Here is a 17,471-nt window from a genome sequence, read left to right on the forward strand (position 1 = left end):
GCGGACGAACTCCCACTCGGCATCCGACAGTTCATGGCGACGTATCACCCGACCATGATCCACCACACAAGATCATTTGACGACAGAACCTAGCCAGACCTCGGGCGGACGGTCAGCGCAGGATGCCGAGCTGCCGTGCGGCCGTCAGCCAGGACGGGAACTCCGACAGGAGCCGGTCGTACAGCTCCGCGTCAGGGACCTTCTCGATGTCGTCCGCGGCGAAGAACCCGACGTTGTCCACCCGCCGGCCGGGCAGCGTGTCGAAGCGTTCCAGCACGCCGTAGTGCGACCGGCCGAGCCCGATGAACTGCCAGAAGACCGGCTCCTCCACCGCCGCACGCAGCTCCCGCTCGATCTCTTTGTTCCGGTACACGCCTCCGTCCGAGAAGAACAGAACGAGGGTCGGGTCGGGCGAAGGATTCTCACGCACGAACGCGCGTACTTCGGCGATGACCTTCTGCTCCTCGTTCTGGATCCCGACCGCTCGCATGTCGACCTGCCCGGGGCTGAGCCCCTTCGGTGGCTTCTTGCGGCCGAAGAGACTCGCCTGGCCCACGCGCACGTGCAGGGCCAGCCATTGGGGCAGCTCACCGACCACGAGGTCGGGCAACCTGGCGGGATTGCTGGCGAACGTCCAGGCCTGCATCTCCCCGTCGTCGTCGAGCTGTGCCGCGACGGCCGCCATCCGCTCGGTCACGCTCGCCACGGTGCCGCGTGTGTAGAGGCCGCTCATCGATCCGGACGCGTCGAGGACGAGGATGACGCGCGCGGTCAGCTTGGCCAGACCGTGCTTGGTCAGGCTGACCGCGACCTGTTGTTTGCGGAGCGACAGACGCTTGCGCATGTCGACCGGGAGGTTCTCCTCACCCTTGGTGAGCCGGATCGGGGGCTCGTCCCGGCCGGTCGCGGAGCCGGCGGCGGAAACCGGCCGGGCGGTCGGTGGCGTGGGGGAGCGGTGCGCGGGAGCGGGTGCGGGCTGCTCGGCGTCGACGCTGATGCCGAAGTCCGTTGCCAGCCCGGCCAGCCCGTCCGCGTAACCCTGGCCGACGGCCCGGAACTTCCATCCGCCGTCGCGCCGGTAGAGCTCCCCGCTCACATACGCGGTCTCCGAGCCCGCCGCCATGTCGAAGCGGGCCAGCTCGGCACCGGACACGGCATCGAACAGCCGCAGATGGAGCCCGGGTACCTTACCGAAGGTCCCGCCGTCGGCCGAAGCGCACAGGGCGATGCGTTCGATATCCCGTCCCAGGGTGCGGAGATCGATGTCCAGCGAGTCGCTGCCCGCCTGCTTGCCGAAGTGACGCACGGCGCCGGAAGCATGCTGAGGCTGGTTGTAGAAGACGAAATCGCCGTCGGAACGGACCCGGCCGCTGCTGGTCAGCAGCAGTGCGGAAGCGTCCACATCCGGCACGCCGGGTCCGGGGGACCAGCCCAGGACAGCTCGGATGGTGGATGCCGGCACCGCCATGTTGGCGCCCTTGCTCAGTGTCCTCACACGTACAGTCTGCCTTCCGCCGCTGCGCATGACCCCAGGGGGACGGGATCCGGCCGGCCGGTGGCCCGCGGCCCGCAGGATCCCGGCGCCCCGGGCCGGTGCTCCTCAGCCGTGCCGGAGACTCCTGATCAGGTCGCGCGGCAGACCATGGGTGTCGTGAAGGTAGTGAAGGTCCTCCTCGGTCAGCCGGCCTCGGAACCGGGGGCGGGAGAGTACCTGCCGACCGCGTTCCATGAGGCGACGGAACCGTTGTTCCTCGTCATGCAGCTCCTGACGCACGCCGGCCGGTGACATGTCCTGCCGGAAGTGGTCCAGGGTGTGCCGGACCAGGTCATCGGGAAGATCGCCGAGACTGTACGAAGGATCCTCCCGCCACAGCACGGTGAGGACCCGCCGTACCAGGCGGCGCAGCACGTAGCCCCGTCCGGTGTTGGCCGGCCGCACGTCGTCCCCCAGGACCACGACGGCTGAACGCAGATGGTCGCAGACCAGACGCAGTGACGGTTCATCCAGCCGCCACAGGGGCGGCACGAGCCGGCGCCAGAGGTCGAAGAGGTCGCACTCGAACACGGACGACTTGCCCTGGAGCAGGGAGGCGAGCCGCTCCAGGCCCAGGCCGGTGTCGACGTTGCGCTGAGGAAGAGGCACGAGGGAGCCGTCGTCGAGCCGTCGATGCCTCATCATGACGTGGTTCCACACCTCCACCCAGCGGTCGTCCCGGGTGGGCGTCGACTCGGGTGGGCAGTCACCGCTCCAGAGGAAGATCTCCGAGTCGGGACCGCACGGTCCGACGGGTCCGTTGGACCACCAATTGTCCTCCAGGGTGAGTTCGACGGGGACACCGAGCCCCTGCCACAGCTCAAGAGAGGCACGGTCGGGCTCGCACTGGCTGTCGCCGGCGTGGACGGTGGCATGCAGCAGACCGGGATCGATGCCCAGGGCCTCGGTGAGCAGCCCGTACCCCCAGTCGAGACTGAGAGGGCCCTCGTAGTCGCCCAGCGACCAGGTGCCGAGCATCTCGAAGACCGTCAGGTGGGTGGCGTCACCGACCTCCTCCAGATCAGTGGTGCGCAGACAGCGCTGAACGTTGACCAGCCGTCTGCCCAGCGGATGGGGACGGCCCTCCAGATACGGAGTCAGCGGGTGCATGCCGGAAGTGGTGAACAGGACGGGGTCGCCCGGTGGGGGCAGCAGCGTCGAGCCGGTGATCAGGCGGTGGCCGCGCTCTTCGAAGTACTCGACGAACGTACTGAGCAGCTGTTCCGTATGCATGGGATGGCTCCTTCGCGATACAGCGGGGGAGGCACCGGAGAACGGAACCGTTGGTCGCCCGGCCGGGGCCAGGGGCTCCACGGCACTACCGACGGACCGTTTCCGGTCGCCGGGGGAGGGAAGGTCAGACGGCGGCAACCGGCGAGCTGGTCGCTCGCGCGGTCGCGGTGGTGCTTGAGCCGGTGACGTTCATGTGGCCGACTCTACCGTGGTGTGTTCACCGGAACACATGAGTTTTTTTCGGCCTCCGTCGTCCGGCTCTGTGGTCCGGCCGAGGCGCTGCACGACGTCAAGTCCCTTCTGGCCGAAGGGCTCCGACATCAGGCGGAGTGCGGACCCGTGGTCCGGGGAGGATCAGGAATCAGCCGTCATGAGCGGAGCCCGCGGGCGGGCAGCATCCGCCCGCAGGGGACTCAGATGTCGAGTATCCGTCACCGGAGACCTCTGACATCTCTGAGACCGCCGAGATCCCGGAGGCATCAGTGGCACCGGAGACTCCGGAGACCTCGGAGCCGAGGGGCCACGCGGTGATATCGCGATAGAAGATCGGCTCAGGGCTCCGGCCGACGTTGCTGCCGACCAGGTGCAGACGCTGCGCAGCCCACCGGTGTCCGGTGAACCCGGAGATCCCCGCCGCGATTTCCGCTGCCGAGGACCGGTCGCCCCGGCGCGCACGGGCCAGCGTCAGATGCGGTCGCAGAGGCCGTTCCTCGAACGCGATCCCGCAGCCCCGGACCGCTGCACGCACGTCAGCCGCGAGACGGTGCAACTCGTCCATGTCGCCGTCGATCCCGGTCCACAGCACCCGGTCGTCGAAGTTCCCGCCGCCCCGCAGCGCCAGGCGGGGTGGCCGATGTGCCGCCGCGACGCCGGCGAGGGGCGGGCGCAGAAGGGGAACCGTTTCGGCCGGTAGCTCGCCGAGGAACGCGAGTGTGATGTGCCAGTCCTCGATACGGTTCCACCGCATGCCTGGGTGAGTGCCGTAGGCGGCGCGGAGTTCCCGGGCCAGTTCTTCCTTGGCGGGGTCGGGCGGGGCGAGGGCGATGAACACGCGAATGGTCGCGGGCTGTGCCGGTTCGTTCACATCGGGCTCCGTACCGGATCCAGGCGTTTGGTGCGATGGCGGGGGAAGTCGGCGAAGGAGGCGGCGCGCCGGGACATGGCCGCACGAGCTGACGGCCACTACCGGTCATCGGGGTGGATCCGGACCGTCCCACTTGCCGCCCGCAGCCAGGGGTGAGCGCATCCATGGAGGGATCGGAGGCCCTTGACGACCAGCGCGATCATACGCGGTGTGCAGCCAGGGCCGTCGGGTGGGACGAGGCCGCTGCCGGTGCGCGGGACGCCTTCCGCCTACTGCTGCGGCGGCTTGAGAGCGGCGTACGTGCCCGCGCCGCCGGCCAGCAGGATGACGCAAGCCGTGAAGATCAGCCCGGCCTCGCGCAGACCGAGCCAGGTGGCCAGAGCGCCGACCCCGACCACCGGCACCGAGATCCCGGTGTACGCGACGACGAAGAAGGCCGAAATGGTGCCGCCCCGGTGCATGGCCGGTGCGGCATCGCTGACCAGCGTGAGTGCCGCACGAAAGGACAGCCCCTGGCCCGTGCCCCCGCACAGAGCACCGAGGACGAGCAGCGGCAGGGATTCCGCGATCAGCGACGACGCCACCAGCAGCAGGCCGACGACGAGCGCACCGCACCCGAGCGGGAGCGCGAGGCGCGAGCCGATCCGCCGGGTCAGCGACTGCCCGGCAGTCGAGGCCAGAAAGACGGAGAACACGATGGCTCCGGTGACGGCCAGGTTGTCCACGCCCAGCGTCTGCGCGGCGAAGCTCGGCGCGACCGCTGTGAAAAGCCCGAGCAGGGCGAAGCCGGCGAACGCAGCCACGGAGGCGCGTGCGAACACACCCTGGACCTCGGACGGCACCGAGATGCCCTGAGGCTCCGGCCGCGGGCGGCGCTGAGTCCGGCGCACGGTCTCCGGCAGACACCAGGTGATCCCGCATGCCACGGTCACCAGGCCCAGGTGAACCCAGAAGGGCAGCGTCAGCGGCCACGGCGAGTATTCGGCCAGGAAGCCGGAGAGCAGCGGCCCGCAGCCCAGCCCTCCCATGTTCGCGGCCGTTGCGGCGAAACCGGCCCGCGCCTTCTGCCCGGGACGGGCGAGTTCCAGGACCGCCGCCGTTGCCGCGCCGCTCAGCAGGCCGGCCGCGCCGCCGGACAGGAGGCGGCCCGCGAAGAGCAGCGGCAGCCCGCCCTCCAGCAGGAAACACCCCGCGCTCCCCGCCGACAGCACCATGGCGCACAGGAGCACGGGTCTGCGGCCGGCCTTGTCGGAGTAGTTGCCCATCAGCATCAGTACGGCGATGACCGCCAGGGCGTAGGCGGCGAACACGACGGTCACCATCAGCTCGGAGAAACCGATCTGTTGCTGATAGAGCCCGTACAAAGGAGTGGGCAGCGTGGTCCCGGCCATTCCGATGGCGAACACCACAGCCGCTGCCGGATAGCCGGGCCGCCGTCCGCCGCCCGCTTTCACCGCACTCTCACCAACGATCACCCGCGTCACCTTACGATCGGCCACCCCCGCGGACGGCGCCCGGCGCGAGGGGCGCAGGCCGGGCGAGTCGCGGCCGGTGGCGAGAAATGGGCACGGATACCGGAGTCCGCGTATCCGTCACCGCCCGGCTGTCCGCCCGTCCACGCGTCCGCCCGTCCCCGTCCGCACCCGGAGAGGGGCGGAGACGGGCGGTGGACGATCGCGGCAGACGGTCCTTCAGCGACCGGCCCCCAGAGCATGGAGCAGCATCGGCAGCGAGGAGTGCAACTCACGCTGCCAGTAAGCCCAGCCATGGGTTCCGGGTCCGTAGAAGCGCGTGGTCACGTGCCGTGCGCCACGGCGTTCGAGTTCGTCGGCAAGGGCCTGGTTCTGTCTGTTGAAGTCCGCCTCCAGCGCGCTGGTGCTGCCGGGCGTGTCCAGGGGGCCGGTGGTGCCGTCACCGCAGGACAGGTACACGGGGATCGACTTGAGGTGCTCGGCCAGATGGAACGGGTCGTGGGCCGCCCAGACATCTCGTTGCGCCACCGGGTCGCCCCAGACCCTCAGCGGGTCGTTTCCCTGGCCGGCGAAGAACCCCATGATGCGGTTCACCGACTCGTCGTCGAGCAGCGGGTGCACGGAGCCGGAGTACGCCGCTGCCGCCTTGAACATCCCGGGGTGCCGGGCGGCGTACAGCAGGGCGCCCTGGCCGCCCATCGAAAGGCCCGCCACGACGCGATTGCTGCTCGCTCCCCAGCCGTGTTCGAGCAGGAGACGCAGCTCTTTCGTGTGGAAGGTCTCCCACGCCGGGTCACCGCCCCGGCCGTCGTTCCACCAGTCGCTGTACCAGCCGTTCCAGCCTGCCTCCGGCATGACCACGAGCACCTTGCGCAGACTCTCGGTGCGCGCGAGGTCGGTCCGAGCGGTCCACGACGTGTAGTCCCCGCAGCAGCCGTGCAGCAGCCACAGGGTGGGCCAGCGTCGGCTCCGGTCACCCGGGTCCCAGCCGTCGGGCGTGAGGAGGCGCACGTTCACCGTCCGGCCGCCGAGGGCCGTTGAACGGACGGACAAGTCGACCTGCCGGTCGGCGACCTGGGTGGTCGCGACGACCTCGGCACCCCGGGACGGGACGAGCCCGCCCGAGTCCGAGGCGGGTGACGCCGCCGAGGCGGTGGCCCATGGCACGGGCGCCGACACCAGTGTGAACAGCAGTGTGACAACAACGAGCAGGAGGCGGGCTCTTCGGATCGGGACGGCAGTCATAGCGGCTCCTGACAGTGAGAGATCGCGGGCTCGGGCCTTGTCTGGCCGGGGCTGGTCAGTTCCGGCCGGGCAGGATCAGCAGGGCGTCCCCGACGGGGCGTTCACCGGCGGCGTCGGACGGTGAGTTGATGACTTGCCCGTCGACCGTCATGGTGGTGGACCCGCCGCCGTCGAGACTGACCGCGTCGCTCAGGCCGAGAGCCCGGGCGACGGCGGCGCTCTCGGGGATGCTCAGCCCGAGCGCGTCCGTGCTGCGCCCGTCGGCTGTCACCAGTACGGTTCTGCCGGCGGCGTCCACCCCGGCCAGCGTGCGGGGATTACGCTTGTGCACCCATCCGTAGTAGAAACTGGCCTGGCCGGGCTGCACCATGCCGTCGGTCGCGGGCGGCGTGACGTGCAGGCTTCCGTCGCGGACCAGTTCGGGGCCCCCGTTGAGGATGCCGGTCGCCGGTGACGCAGAGACCTTGCGGCCGTCGCCGTCCCGCAACTCCCTTTCGATGTTCAGGGGCCGGCCGATCCGTGCCAGGGCGGCCAGTTGGGCGACGCGTTCGCCGGTCGCCCGCACGGAACTGCCGCCGGCCGGCAGCGGTCCGCCGCGTGGCGAGCGCAGCTCCAGCACCCGGCCGCGACTGTCCAGTACGGCCTCCAGGCCGTTGCCGCCCGGCGTCTGGCGGCCGTATTCAGGGGTGAAGGCAACGAGCTCGTCGTCGTCGGTGCATGTCACGTCGTGCAGGGGGAGCGAGGTCGGAGTGTCGTCGTCACCGCCGCCGCAGTTCCTGATCAAGCCCGGCACCCGGTTGATGCCGTCCAGAGGCTGCGGCGCGCCCCGGCCGACGACTCGCGCCCTCCAGGTGAGCCGGGCGATCCGGCTGTGGCGGCCGTCCTCGCGGATCACCAGGCCGGGGCGGCCGTTCACCGGCTCGCTCAGCAACCTGCCGTCGTATACGCCGACGCCGGCCGGATCGCCCGGTGCTCCGGCCTTCGGGTCGAGGACGAAGAACCCGGCGTTGATCCCTGCGGTCGCGCCCGCCGCGACCGCCAGTTCGCTGGTCTTCTCGCGGTTCTCCAGATCGGGACCGTACGACGCCTTGAGCCCGCCGTGGAACCGGTCCGGGTCGATGGTGAGCACGTCGATCCGCCACGGGCCACGGTCTGCGGGATCGCCGTCCCAACCGGTGTACACGGCGGATCCGGCGTACCCGGCCTTTCTCAGCCGGGTGAGTCCGGCCGAAGCGGCCGACTGCGATTCGAACCGTCCTACCCGGACCCGCCACCCGAGCGATCCGCCGGCGTAGTCGGAGACGGCCGGAGTCATGACATGTTCGGCCCTGGCATCGAAGCCGGCCCCCTGCACCTCAAGAGTGAGCTCGTCGGCGCTCGCCCGGTCCTTCAGCGCGGTCGGCGGTGCGTCGGGGTCGGGCGAGGTGGCACCGCCGGGTATGGCGACCTCGATCGTCCACGCGAGCGCCGCAGCGTCGGCGCCGCGCACGATCCGCGTGAGCGTGACGCCGGGCTGGAGCGTCCGCGTACTGCGGGTCTCGGTCAGGCCGACGGCACCCAGCGGTAGTGCCTGTGCCGGCTCCGGACGTGGTTCGGGCGATGCCGGCACCGGCACGGCACCCAGCAGAGCCAACATGACCAGGACCGTGGACGCGCCGAGGACCTTGCTGTTCATGTACCCCCCTGGGAGAGATCCGCCCAGCAAAGGTGCGTGTACCGACGCCTGCCAGTCAAGACGTGTGCACGTCAATGACGATCATCGTGGAAGGGGCGTCCGCTACGGCAGCGACCGTATTCCCGCCATCCGCCGGGCACTTGCCCGGCGCGGGACGGCTCATGCGGGGTGCGCCGGACGGACGCAGCCTGCATGAGCCGTCGGACGGCGCTACTGAACGGGCGGGGCAGGCGTATCGGACGCAGACGCGTCGGCAGTGGTGTAGTAGACGGAACGGCCCTGCTTGGAGCGCGTCAGCAGACCTCGGGCAACACCCTGTTCGAGACTGTTGCGCACCACCGTCTGCTGCACCTTGCGCCGGGGGTGGGCCTCGGCCAGAGCGGCGGAGACCTCCGCCGCCGACTTCGGACCGCTGTGATCGGTCAGGTAGCTCTCGATCAGCGCCACCCAGGTCTCCTCGGCTGCTCCCTTGGCGGGAGCGGCCTTCCCCGCGGAATCCGCCGAACGGGCCTTCGACGAACTGCTCCTGCGGGTCGCCTTCCCCTGCCCCGTCGCGCTCGTCCCGCGGCGCGCAGCCGGAACAGCAGCTTCCTTCTTCTTCTTGCCGCGACCCGATTCCGGCTTCCCGACCTCGGCGAGCACGCCCTGCATCTTCACCAGAACCCGCTCGCTCTCCTCAAGTTGAAGGAGTTCGCTCTGCAGCCTCGCCAGCTCGGCACGCACCTGTTCCTGCTCGTTCGTGTTGGCCGCGAGGTCCTCGGTGACCTTCTGCGCATACCCCGCGGTCACTCCGGCTGCTGAACCAGTGTCGGACATGAGGTCCTCGTCTTTCATTGGGCAAATGGAGGGTCAGTCCCCGATGCTACTCACATACCGCCTCGGGAATTCCCCGGAGAAGCCTGGCACGACGCGACGCAGGTCCTGCCGGAAGGGTCCTTTCCGCAGGGCGACGTGAGCCACGGTTGTGCGGCGCGACTCACAGCCCCGGGCGGCATCCGTTCACGCGTCAGCCCTGCGCACCGCCGACGGACGGAGCCCCGTCGGCCCCCACCCGTTCGGACACCGTCGACGCGGCACGTCCGGGGGATGCCGCGTTCCTGCGCCAGGAACGACTCTGTCAGCGGCCGGCCCGTTCGCAGCGGAAGGGGACGCGGTCGCAGAGGCAGGAGGGGACCCGGCCGGTGAGGGCTGTTCCGTCGGTGTCGGCCCCTGGACCCGCGACGGATCGGCGTCGGCTTCTTCACTCTGACGAGCTCGCTGACGGGTGCGGCGCGGTTGCCGCCCAACTCGGCGTCGTCCGCGCCGGATGCTGTTCTGCTCGCCTTCGGCCCTCCTTGCGACCACAAGCAGGGCTGGCGCCGCGTGACACCGACCGCCCACAGCGGATGAATCCTTGTCAGCACGTCGTGGGGTGTGCTGTCGTGGACGCGATCACACGCGCGGGAATGAAGGGGAACACCGATGACCCACAGTGCCGGGCAACTGCTGGCTATCAGCGACCTGCACATCAGCTATCCCGAGAACCGCGCGCTGGTGGAGAAGATGGTTCCCGACTCCGACGACGACTGGCTGCTCGTGGCCGGTGACGTCGCCGAGACCGTGGCCGACATCGAATGGGCCCTCGGGACCCTGGCGAGCCGATTCCGCAAGGTGGTCTGGGCCCCCGGCAACCACGAACTGTGGACACACCCGAAGGACACCGTCACCCTTCGCGGCGTCGCCCGCTACGAGCACCTGGTCGACGTGTGCCGCGATCTGGGCGTGACCACTCCCGAGGACCCCTATCCGGTCTGGAACGGCCCCACCGGCCCGGTCGCCGTCGCACCGCTGTTCCTCCTGTACGACTACAGTTTTCTGCCGGCCGGCTGCAACACCAGGAGCGAGGGCCTGGCCTACGCACACAAGACCGGCGTCGTCTGCAACGACGAATACCTGCTGCACCCCGATCCGTACCCGAGCCGTGAGGCCTGGTGCCGGGACCGGGTGGCCCGGACCGAGCGTCGGCTGGCAGAGCTTGACGAGAACCTGCCCACCGTCCTCGTCAACCACTACCCATTGGACCGTCATCCCACCGATGTCCTGTGGTACCCCGAGTTCGCGATGTGGTGCGGCACCCGGCTGACCGCCGACTGGCACCACAGATTCCGGGTGGCGGCCATGGTCTACGGCCACCTCCACATCCCCCGGACCACCTGGCACGAAGGCGTCCGGTTCGAAGAGGTGTCGGTGGGGTACCCACGCGAGTGGCGTACCCGGAAGGGGACGCCCGGCACCCTACGCCGCATCCTGCCGTCAGGAGAGCGAAGCCAATGATCGAGGAAGTACTCCCGGACTCAGTGGTGGCCGTCGAGAGCCTGGCCGGAGACGCGGCCGACCACGCCCCGCTCCACCCCGAGGAGGAGACGGTGGTGGCGCGGGCGGTGGACAAGCGCCGCCGCGAGTTCACCGCGGTGCGTGCCTGCGCCCGCCGGGCCATGGACAAGCTCGGCGTCCCGCCCGGGCCCATTCTGCCGGGTGAGCGCGGTGCTCCCCGCTGGCCCGAGGGCCTGCTCGGCAGCATGACCCACTGCGACGGGTACCGTGCCGCCGCCCTGGTCCGCGCCACCGACCTGGCCTCCCTCGGCATCGACGCGGAACCGCACGGTCCGCTCCCGGACGGCGTCCTGGAATCCGTGGCCCTTCCCGCTGAGCGGAAGCGTCTGGCTCTGCTCGGTGCCGGGCAGCCGGCCGTTCACTGGGACCGGCTGCTGTTCAGCGCCAAGGAGTCCGTCTACAAGGCGTGGTTCCCGCTGACCGGGAAGTGGCTGGACTTCGAGGAGGCGGACATCGAGTTCCACCAAGATCCCGGAGCCTCGCCGCAAGGCCGCTTCCGCGCCGAACTCCTCGTCCCCGGGCCGCTGGTCGGAGGACTACGGGTCGGGCACTTCGACGGTCGGTGGGTCATCCGCCAAGGCCTGGTCGTCACCGCGCTCACGGTTCCTCACCCCTGACCGAACGCTGCTGAGCAGGATCCACTGCATGGTCAAAAGGCCATTGGGATCGTTCCGGCGGTGGTGAATCGAACGCCGGCCGCCGCCCTGCCGGGCTGTCTCGGCGTCGTTCCGTCCAGCCGCCGGAACCTGTTCGACGCAGCCGGGATCAGTGCTGCCAGGTGCCGCGCATGGCTGCCGTGGCGAACCCGGGCCCGAACGCGACGACGACCCCTGTGGCGCCGGCGGGCGGCGCCTCGGTGTGGGTGCGTTCCAGGATGCGGAGGACGCTGACACCGCCGAGGTTGCCTTCGTCGGCGAGTGTGCTGGTGGAATGCCGGGTGTCGTGGGTGTCGAGACCGAGCGCGGTGGCGGTGTCGTTGATGATCCGCCGGCTGCCGGGGTGGATGACCCCGAAGTCGACGATGCGGTGACCGAGCCACTCCAGGAAATGCGGCAGGACGTCGTCCGCGGCGGTGAGCGCCTCCTTCGTGGAGTCGAAGTGGAAGCCGGCGGCGTCGGCACGCCCGTTGTACCGGGCGAGGCTGTTGGGGAGGACGTGTTCGTACGTGTCCGAGGGGGCGGCGATGGCGAGGCCGGGGCCGAGGGGCTGGCTGGTGACGAGGGTGGCAGCCGCACTGTCCCCGAACAGGGCCTTGTAGATCATGTGCTCGACGGCGGTGTCTTCGTGGTTGTACACGGCGGAGATGACTTCGGCGGCGACGACGAGCACGGTGGTGCCGGGGCGGGCGGTGACCATGTCGACGGCCCGGATCAGGGCTTGGGTGCCGCCGGCGCACGCAAGGGTGGTCAGAGCGACGCGGCGGACGTCCGGGCGCAGCCCGAGACGCTCCATGAGGTGAATGTCCAGATTGGGGACGGCCCACCCGGTGGAGTGGGTGGTGATGACCGCGTCCACATCGGCCGGAACTAGACCATGAGTGGTGAAGGCAGTGCGTGCTGCCTGCTCTGCCATGACAACGGCGTCCCCGAAGGCGGCTGCGGCCCGTTGCCCGATGTCTGCCTTCCCCGACACGGTGGGGGCGGTGAGGGGGCGGGTGAAGTGGCGTGTGTTCACACCGGTGTTGTTGACGATGCGAAGGATCGCGGCGAGGCGCGGATGGTCGGAGTGGTGGTTGCGGATGTCGTCGAGGACTTCCCCGGTGGTGACCTTGTGGGAGGGGAACACGGTGCAGGGCTGGGCTATGTGGGCGGGCACGACATCCTCCGGCAGACAGGGTGCGGCGGCATGTGGGGGTGAGCACAACCTAAGGCACCTGGAGCAAGGTGTTGCCCCTGATCAGAGCTTTGCCGGTAACGAACCGCGCGGTATGTTCCGCGGGGTTGGATGTGGAGACGCGCCTGGGCGCGGTTACAGGGCGTGGAGCATAGGGGTGCGGGTGTGGGCGCGCCTCGCACCCGGGTGGAATACGAGGACGATGAGACGGGCGCCCGGTGCGGTCATGGGCTGGGCCGCGCACATCGTGACCCAGCCGGGACCGTCCACGGCATGGAGGAGGGGGCGTTCGTCGCCGTCGGGATGAATGTGGGCGCCGCCGGTGTCCCAGATCGGTGCGCACTCCGGGTCCGCGGTGACCTCCTTCTCGAGTTGGCGCAGCACTTCGTCGTCGGGCCGGGCCGCGAGGGCGGCCCGGAGCTGGGGGAGGACGAGGGGTGCCCACGCGGTGGCCCAGTCCGTGAGGGTGTTCCGGCCGTCCGGGTCCAGGAGCATCCACCGCATCGTGTTCTTCGGGATGCGGCCGTCCGGGAAGAGTTCACCGAACGGAGCGTTGTGCGCGAGCAGTTCCCACGACGCGTCGGTCACGTACGCCATGTGCGTCATCCCGTCGACTGCCTCCTGCCACACCCCGGGCACCTCCTTCCCGGAGCGAGGGGTGAGCGGGGCCGGTGGATCCCCTATCCCCGCGTACCGGCACAGCGACACCCACTCCTGCTCGTTCAGCGCGAACAGTTCGGCGATGTCGCGCAGCAGGTCAACGGGCGGGTTCGAGTACGCGCCGGACTCAAGGCGCCGGTACGTGCCGAGGGTGCGGTGGCACAGCTGGTCGACCTGATGCTGGGAGAGGCCAGGAGCGCGCCGGCCCTGCTTCGCCGGGCGCTGGAAGCCGTGGCCGGTCGGGTCGATCAGGGCGCGGCGCTCCGTGAGGAGATCGCGCAGGGCCTTCTTGCTCATTCGATGAAATCCCCGGTGTATGAGACACGATGTGCGGCACGCAGCCTATTTATATGCACGGGGCTTAGCGCTAAAAACCAGCCGAAGATATCCATCTGTTGACCCGTCATGCTGGACGGGTGTGAGCCACTGGCGGCCTGCAGTCGCGGCGGGTGGTGATCACGGTGCTACATGTGTGGGATTCCCGACAAATCGCAATAGGTAGTGGGCGCGGTTTGGTCTAGTGGCTGGAATTCTGTGTCCCGTTCAGAACGGTGACGGGAAGGGCTCGACCGGCAGACCACAGCCTGTCCTTCAGTGGCGGTGCTTCGCAGCGTGGTCTGCCGCTCCGGCCCTTCCCGCCGCCCACTCCGACCCCCTCGTCGGGGCGGGACGGGCTCTTGGTGCGGTCGGTGATCCCCTCGCCGACCGCACCTTCCACATGTCCGGGCCGCGGTGCTGGTGGACTGCCGCGCCCGGGTGAGGGCCGTGCGACGGGTGGGCCGCGCGCACTCTCGACATGCGCGCCGAGACTCTCCGTGCCGGCCTTCGACGTCCCGCCGTCAACCGTGCGCGAGGCCGTCAGGACGGCCGCCAATCCCGCCTTATCAACCCGAACACCCACGAGTCGGATACCTCGCCGTTCACTACGCAGTCTTCCCGCAACGTCCCTTCACGCACGAATCCGACCTTCTCCAGAACCCGGGCGGATGCCAGGTTGCGCGTATCGGTCTCGGCCTGAACCCGATTCAGGTCCAGCGTGTCGAATGCCCACCGCAGCAACGCGTGTGCGGCCTCCGTCGCATAGCCGTGGCCCCACATCGACGTGTCGAGGACATAGCCCAACGACGCGCTGCGGTAGTCCGGGTTCCATCCGGTCAGACCGCACCAGCCGACGAAGGCGCCATCAGAAGCGCGGTCGATGGCCAACCGTGCCCCGGTGCTTTCGTCCCCCATCTTCCGGCACATGGTGATGAAGCGCGCGGCGCGGGTCCGATCGTTCCACGGCGGGGAGTCCCAGTACCGCATCACGTGGGCGCTGCTGTGCAGCGCGAAGAGGAGGTCGGCGTCGGCGTCGGTGAAGGGGCGCAGTCGCAGGCGAGCGGTGTGCAGCACCGGGGTGGTCAGAGTCATGTGGACCATCCTCGTACCTGACGGGGTGGACGGAAGGCCGAATGTCCGACCCCGGTCCAACCCCCGGGGCAGAGCCTTTCATCGGGGTGTGGCGTGGCCGGTGAAGCGACGGCGGTAGGACGTCGGTGTGGTCGCGTAGTGCGCGGTGAAGTTCTGCCGGAACGTCACCGCGCTGGCGAACCCGCATGACGCGGAGATGCGGGTGATGCTCCAGCCGGTCGTCTCCAGCAGTCTGCGGGCCTCGTCGAGTCTGCGGGTGAGAACCCACTTGGCGGGGCTCATGCCGGTCGTCTCGTAGAAGCGGCGGGAGAAGTTGCGGGTACTCATGTGCGCGTGGGCGGCGAGTTCGGTGACGGACAGACGCTGGTCGAGGTTGGCCAGGGCCCAGGTGATCGTGTTGCCGATGGGCCCCGCGGCGTCATCGGCCACGGGCCGGTCGATGTACTGGGCCTGGTCGCCCTCCCGGTGGGGCGCGATGACGAGATGGCGTGCGACGGTGGCGGCGGCCGCCGCCCCCAGTCGGTTGCGGACGATGTGCAGACAGGCGTCGAGCCCGGAGGCCGTTCCGGCGGAGGTCAGCACATCACCGTGATCCAGGTAGAGGGCATCCGCGTGCACCTCCACGGAGGGGTACCGATCCGCCAGACTCTCCGCCGAGGCCCAGTGGGTGGCAACGCCACGCCCGTCGAGCACGCCACTGCCCGCTACGGGGAACGCACCGAGGCAGAGGCCGGCGATCCCCGCTCCGCGCGCGTGCGTGTCCCGGATCAGAGTGACGAGATCGTCGTCCGGATCGGGCAAGTCGGTGGGCCAGGAAGGAATGACGAGAAGGTCCGCCGATTCCGCCGCGGCGGGCCCGGCGAGGTTGTCGATCCGGAGGCCCTCCGAGGTGTGGACGGGGCGTGCGCCCGTGCTCCACACGGTGGTGGTCCACCCCGTGGCCAGTCCCTGCCGGGCCACCTCGCCAAAGACGAGCAGGGGCGCGGCGAGGTGAAACGCGGTGATCCCGTCGAAGGCGCGAATGGCGATACGCATGCCTGTCCTGATCTCATCGATTATCTGCTTTTCTGCCACTCACTGTAGTGGCTGTCTCCCGCTGAGGATGGTGTGCACGACGCCACCCGCGCCGTATCCGCCGGAAAACAGGAGAGAACGTTGACCGCACCACGCCGCGCCCTTGTCCTCATCGACGTGCAGCAGGAGTACTTCGACGGATCGTTGAACATCCAGTACCCGTCCCGCGACGAATCGCTGGCGAACATCCTGCGGGCCCTGGACATCGCCGCTCAGGCGGACATGCCGGTCGTCGCCGTCCAGCACGAGTACCCGCAAGGCGCCCCAGCCTTCACGGCCGGTTCACCCGGCTGGGAAATCCACCCCGAGGTGGAGCGCCGCATTGGCCCCACAGCCAAGCGAGTGGCCAAGAACTTCTCCGACATCTTCGCCGCCACCGGCCTGGCCGAGTGGTTCCGGGAGAACGAGATCGACACCTTGACCCTCGTCGGATACATGACGAACAATTGCGTCCTGTCCACCTCCGCAGCGGCCGAGCCCCTCGGTTTCGGAGTCGAGGTGCTCTCCGACGCGACCGGAGCCATCCACCTCGCCAACGAGGCCGGGACCGCATCCGCGCAGCAGGTGCACGAGACCCTGATGACGCTGCTTCATTCGAACTGGGCCGCGGTCACCACCACCGGCGCCTGGGGATCGGCCGTCACGGACGAGGACCGCCTCACCAAGAGCGACCTCATCACCTCGGCCAGGCAGGGCCAGGCCGCGCACTGACGGCACACCCCCTCCGCCAGGTGACAACGTCCGCCACGAACGCACGGGGCCGGGTCACCGATGCCGTGCCGGAGGAGCTGGCCCGGCGGTGCCCGCGGTGGGCCCGTCGGTCGCGGGCAGGTCCCGTGGCCTGTGGGTGGGACCGGCTCTCCCGGGCCCGGCCGAGGAGGGGAAGCCGCCAGGTGCCGGCGCCGTGGCACTTACGGTTTGTGGGATACCCAGAGCGCTTCCGCCGGCCAGTGGTGTGCCCAGTCGGGCGGATCGGTCTGGTTGTAGCCGTTGGCTGTTCCGGGTCCGGGCCGCGGCTCGATGAGATCGTCGACAACGAGACCTGCGCAGCGAAGGACCCTGATCCAGTCGCCGTAGGTGAGCTGATAGCTGACCGCGCCCTCGCCTTCGGCGATGGCGTCCAGCCCGAAGTAGTCCTGTTGCAGCGTCGTGGTCGCGCGGCCGGCGGCCTCGTCGTAGCAGGCTTCGAACCACGGGCTGGCTACGTTGAACACCAGACGCCCACCGGGGCGCAGAACGCGTGCGGCCTGCGGGACGGCCAGGTGCGGGGGCGCCCAACTGAGCCCTCCGTAGTCACAGAACACCAGGTCGAAGCTGTCGGCGGCGAACGGGAGGTGTTCGGCGGCGCCTTGCACCAGCTGGTAGTGATCCGCTCCCATCGCACGAGCTGCCGCGGCGAGCTGGGCGTCGGACAGGTCGAGCCCGACCACGGTGGCGCCCTCGGCGGCGAGAGCCCTGGACCACTGGCCGGCGCCGCAGCCGAGTTCGAGGACGCGCTTGCCGGTGACGTCGCCCAGGGCGTGCAGGTGCGAGTCGGGGATGGCGTACGTGCCCCACAGCCGGGGCGCTGCGCCGATCTGCGGGTCGTGCTTGTGCTGGTAGGCGCCGCTGATCTGGTTCCAGAACCGCCGGTTGGCAGAAGTGCTGTCCACGCGCTGACTCAAGCAGTCTCTGCCGGGGGTGGTCAACACGATTGCGCTGCGGCCGGGTGACCACCGGCTCACCCTTCTGCTGCGCAGTTGTCCAGAGTTCGGGATCAAGGCCCAAGGCCGGGTAGTTAACGTTTCGCAGTTCATGCAAGGGGTGTTGGGGTCCACGTTGTGGCGGCGTAGAGGCCGGGGCCGAGTTTGTGGATGAGGCCGGTCTCGGCCCATCTGG

At 69.5% G+C, this 17,471-nt stretch carries 14 protein-coding genes and 1 pseudogene; 3 read left to right on the forward strand and 12 right to left on the reverse strand.

Annotation, left to right across the window (positions count from 1 at the left end):
- Window positions 1-112 precede the first annotated feature (112 nt).
- From ACZ4LX_RS36630 to ACZ4LX_RS36660, 7 genes and pseudogenes are all read right to left on the reverse strand, one after another.
- The gene (locus ACZ4LX_RS36630; protein WP_467651436.1) at window positions 113-1,468 is read right to left on the reverse strand and encodes a VWA domain-containing protein; all 1,356 of its coding nucleotides are present in this window, start codon (window positions 1,466-1,468) and stop codon (window positions 113-115) included.
- Window positions 1,469-1,600: 132 nt separating this feature from the next.
- On the reverse strand, window positions 1,601-2,767 hold the full coding sequence (locus tag ACZ4LX_RS36635; protein ID WP_467651424.1) for an alanine--tRNA ligase-related protein: 1,167 nt from the start codon (window positions 2,765-2,767) through the stop codon (window positions 1,601-1,603).
- A 511-nt stretch (window positions 2,768-3,278) separates the two neighbouring features.
- Window positions 3,279-3,851 (reverse strand): annotated as a pseudogene (thpR, locus tag ACZ4LX_RS36640) (RNA 2',3'-cyclic phosphodiesterase); the annotation flags it as partial.
- A 269-nt stretch (window positions 3,852-4,120) separates the two neighbouring features.
- Complete coding sequence (locus tag ACZ4LX_RS36645; RefSeq protein WP_467651437.1) at window positions 4,121-5,323, reverse strand: MFS transporter; 1,203 nt, start codon at window positions 5,321-5,323, stop codon at window positions 4,121-4,123.
- A gap of 219 nt (window positions 5,324-5,542) precedes the next feature.
- Window positions 5,543-6,568, reverse strand: coding sequence for an alpha/beta hydrolase (locus tag ACZ4LX_RS36650; RefSeq protein WP_467651425.1), 1,026 nt, complete (start codon window positions 6,566-6,568; stop codon window positions 5,543-5,545).
- Between the two features lie 55 nt (window positions 6,569-6,623).
- Window positions 6,624-8,243, reverse strand: coding sequence for a phosphodiester glycosidase family protein (locus ACZ4LX_RS36655; protein WP_467651426.1), 1,620 nt, complete (start codon window positions 8,241-8,243; stop codon window positions 6,624-6,626).
- A gap of 210 nt (window positions 8,244-8,453) precedes the next feature.
- Window positions 8,454-9,059, reverse strand: a complete 606-nt coding sequence (locus ACZ4LX_RS36660) for a hypothetical protein (protein ID WP_467651427.1) — start codon at window positions 9,057-9,059, stop codon at window positions 8,454-8,456.
- A gap of 645 nt (window positions 9,060-9,704) precedes the next feature.
- Between ACZ4LX_RS36660 and ACZ4LX_RS36665 the strand changes: the two genes are divergently transcribed.
- Both ACZ4LX_RS36665 and ACZ4LX_RS36670 read left to right on the forward strand, forming a co-directional pair.
- Complete coding sequence (locus ACZ4LX_RS36665) at window positions 9,705-10,556, forward strand: metallophosphoesterase family protein (protein ID WP_467651428.1); 852 nt, start codon at window positions 9,705-9,707, stop codon at window positions 10,554-10,556.
- Window positions 10,553-11,233, forward strand: a complete 681-nt coding sequence (locus tag ACZ4LX_RS36670; RefSeq protein ID WP_467651429.1) for a 4'-phosphopantetheinyl transferase family protein — start codon at window positions 10,553-10,555, stop codon at window positions 11,231-11,233. The genes ACZ4LX_RS36665 and ACZ4LX_RS36670 overlap by 4 nt, the downstream gene beginning before the upstream one ends.
- Before the next feature lie 148 nt (window positions 11,234-11,381).
- Here the strand turns inward: ACZ4LX_RS36670 and ACZ4LX_RS36675 are convergent, their stop codons facing one another.
- The 4 genes from ACZ4LX_RS36675 to ACZ4LX_RS36690 all read right to left on the reverse strand — a co-directional run bounded on the left by ACZ4LX_RS36675 (window position 11,382) and on the right by ACZ4LX_RS36690 (window position 15,554).
- A complete protein-coding gene (locus tag ACZ4LX_RS36675; protein WP_467651430.1) occupies window positions 11,382-12,431 on the reverse strand; it encodes a PhlD in 1,050 nt (349 codons plus the stop codon).
- 153 nt (window positions 12,432-12,584) lie between these two features.
- Entirely contained in the window at window positions 12,585-13,406 is an 822-nt protein-coding gene (locus tag ACZ4LX_RS36680) for a helix-turn-helix transcriptional regulator (protein WP_467651431.1), read from the reverse strand.
- Between the two features lie 561 nt (window positions 13,407-13,967).
- Window positions 13,968-14,519, reverse strand: coding sequence for a GNAT family N-acetyltransferase (locus ACZ4LX_RS36685; protein ID WP_467651432.1), 552 nt, complete (start codon window positions 14,517-14,519; stop codon window positions 13,968-13,970).
- Window positions 14,520-14,597: 78 nt separating this feature from the next.
- Window positions 14,598-15,554 (reverse strand): GlxA family transcriptional regulator, encoded by a 957-nt coding sequence (locus ACZ4LX_RS36690; protein ID WP_467651433.1) that lies wholly within the window; start codon window positions 15,552-15,554, stop codon window positions 14,598-14,600.
- 120 nt (window positions 15,555-15,674) lie between these two features.
- Between ACZ4LX_RS36690 and ACZ4LX_RS36695 the strand changes: the two genes are divergently transcribed.
- Window positions 15,675-16,304 (forward strand): cysteine hydrolase family protein, encoded by a 630-nt coding sequence (locus ACZ4LX_RS36695; protein WP_467651434.1) that lies wholly within the window; start codon window positions 15,675-15,677, stop codon window positions 16,302-16,304.
- A gap of 200 nt (window positions 16,305-16,504) precedes the next feature.
- On the opposite strand, the gene ACZ4LX_RS36700 is transcribed toward ACZ4LX_RS36695, so the two are convergent.
- Entirely contained in the window at window positions 16,505-17,245 is a 741-nt protein-coding gene (locus ACZ4LX_RS36700; RefSeq protein ID WP_467651435.1) for a class I SAM-dependent methyltransferase, read from the reverse strand.
- Between the last annotated feature and the right edge of the window lie 226 nt (window positions 17,246-17,471).

The sequence above is a fragment of the Streptomyces sp. NPDC026062 genome, assembly GCF_055568375.1.

Coding starts and splice junctions, on each gene's coding strand:
- ACZ4LX_RS36685 (WP_467651432.1), bottom strand. CDS start 14,519: ATGACTCTGACCACCCCGGTGCTGCACACCGCTCGCCTGCGACTGCGC.
- ACZ4LX_RS36660 (WP_467651427.1), bottom strand. CDS start 9,059: ATGTCCGACACTGGTTCAGCAGCCGGAGTGACCGCGGGGTATGCGCAG.
- ACZ4LX_RS36690 (WP_467651433.1), bottom strand. CDS start 15,554: ATGCGTATCGCCATTCGCGCCTTCGACGGGATCACCGCGTTTCACCTC.
- ACZ4LX_RS36665 (WP_467651428.1), top strand. CDS start 9,705: ATGACCCACAGTGCCGGGCAACTGCTGGCTATCAGCGACCTGCACATC.
- ACZ4LX_RS36635 (WP_467651424.1), bottom strand. CDS start 2,767: ATGCATACGGAACAGCTGCTCAGTACGTTCGTCGAGTACTTCGAAGAG.
- ACZ4LX_RS36670 (WP_467651429.1), top strand. CDS start 10,553: ATGATCGAGGAAGTACTCCCGGACTCAGTGGTGGCCGTCGAGAGCCTG.
- ACZ4LX_RS36680 (WP_467651431.1), bottom strand. CDS start 13,406: ATGAGCAAGAAGGCCCTGCGCGATCTCCTCACGGAGCGCCGCGCCCTG.
- ACZ4LX_RS36630 (WP_467651436.1), bottom strand. CDS start 1,468: ATGGCGGTGCCGGCATCCACCATCCGAGCTGTCCTGGGCTGGTCCCCC.
- ACZ4LX_RS36650 (WP_467651425.1), bottom strand. CDS start 6,568: ATGACTGCCGTCCCGATCCGAAGAGCCCGCCTCCTGCTCGTTGTTGTC.
- ACZ4LX_RS36655 (WP_467651426.1), bottom strand. CDS start 8,243: ATGAACAGCAAGGTCCTCGGCGCGTCCACGGTCCTGGTCATGTTGGCT.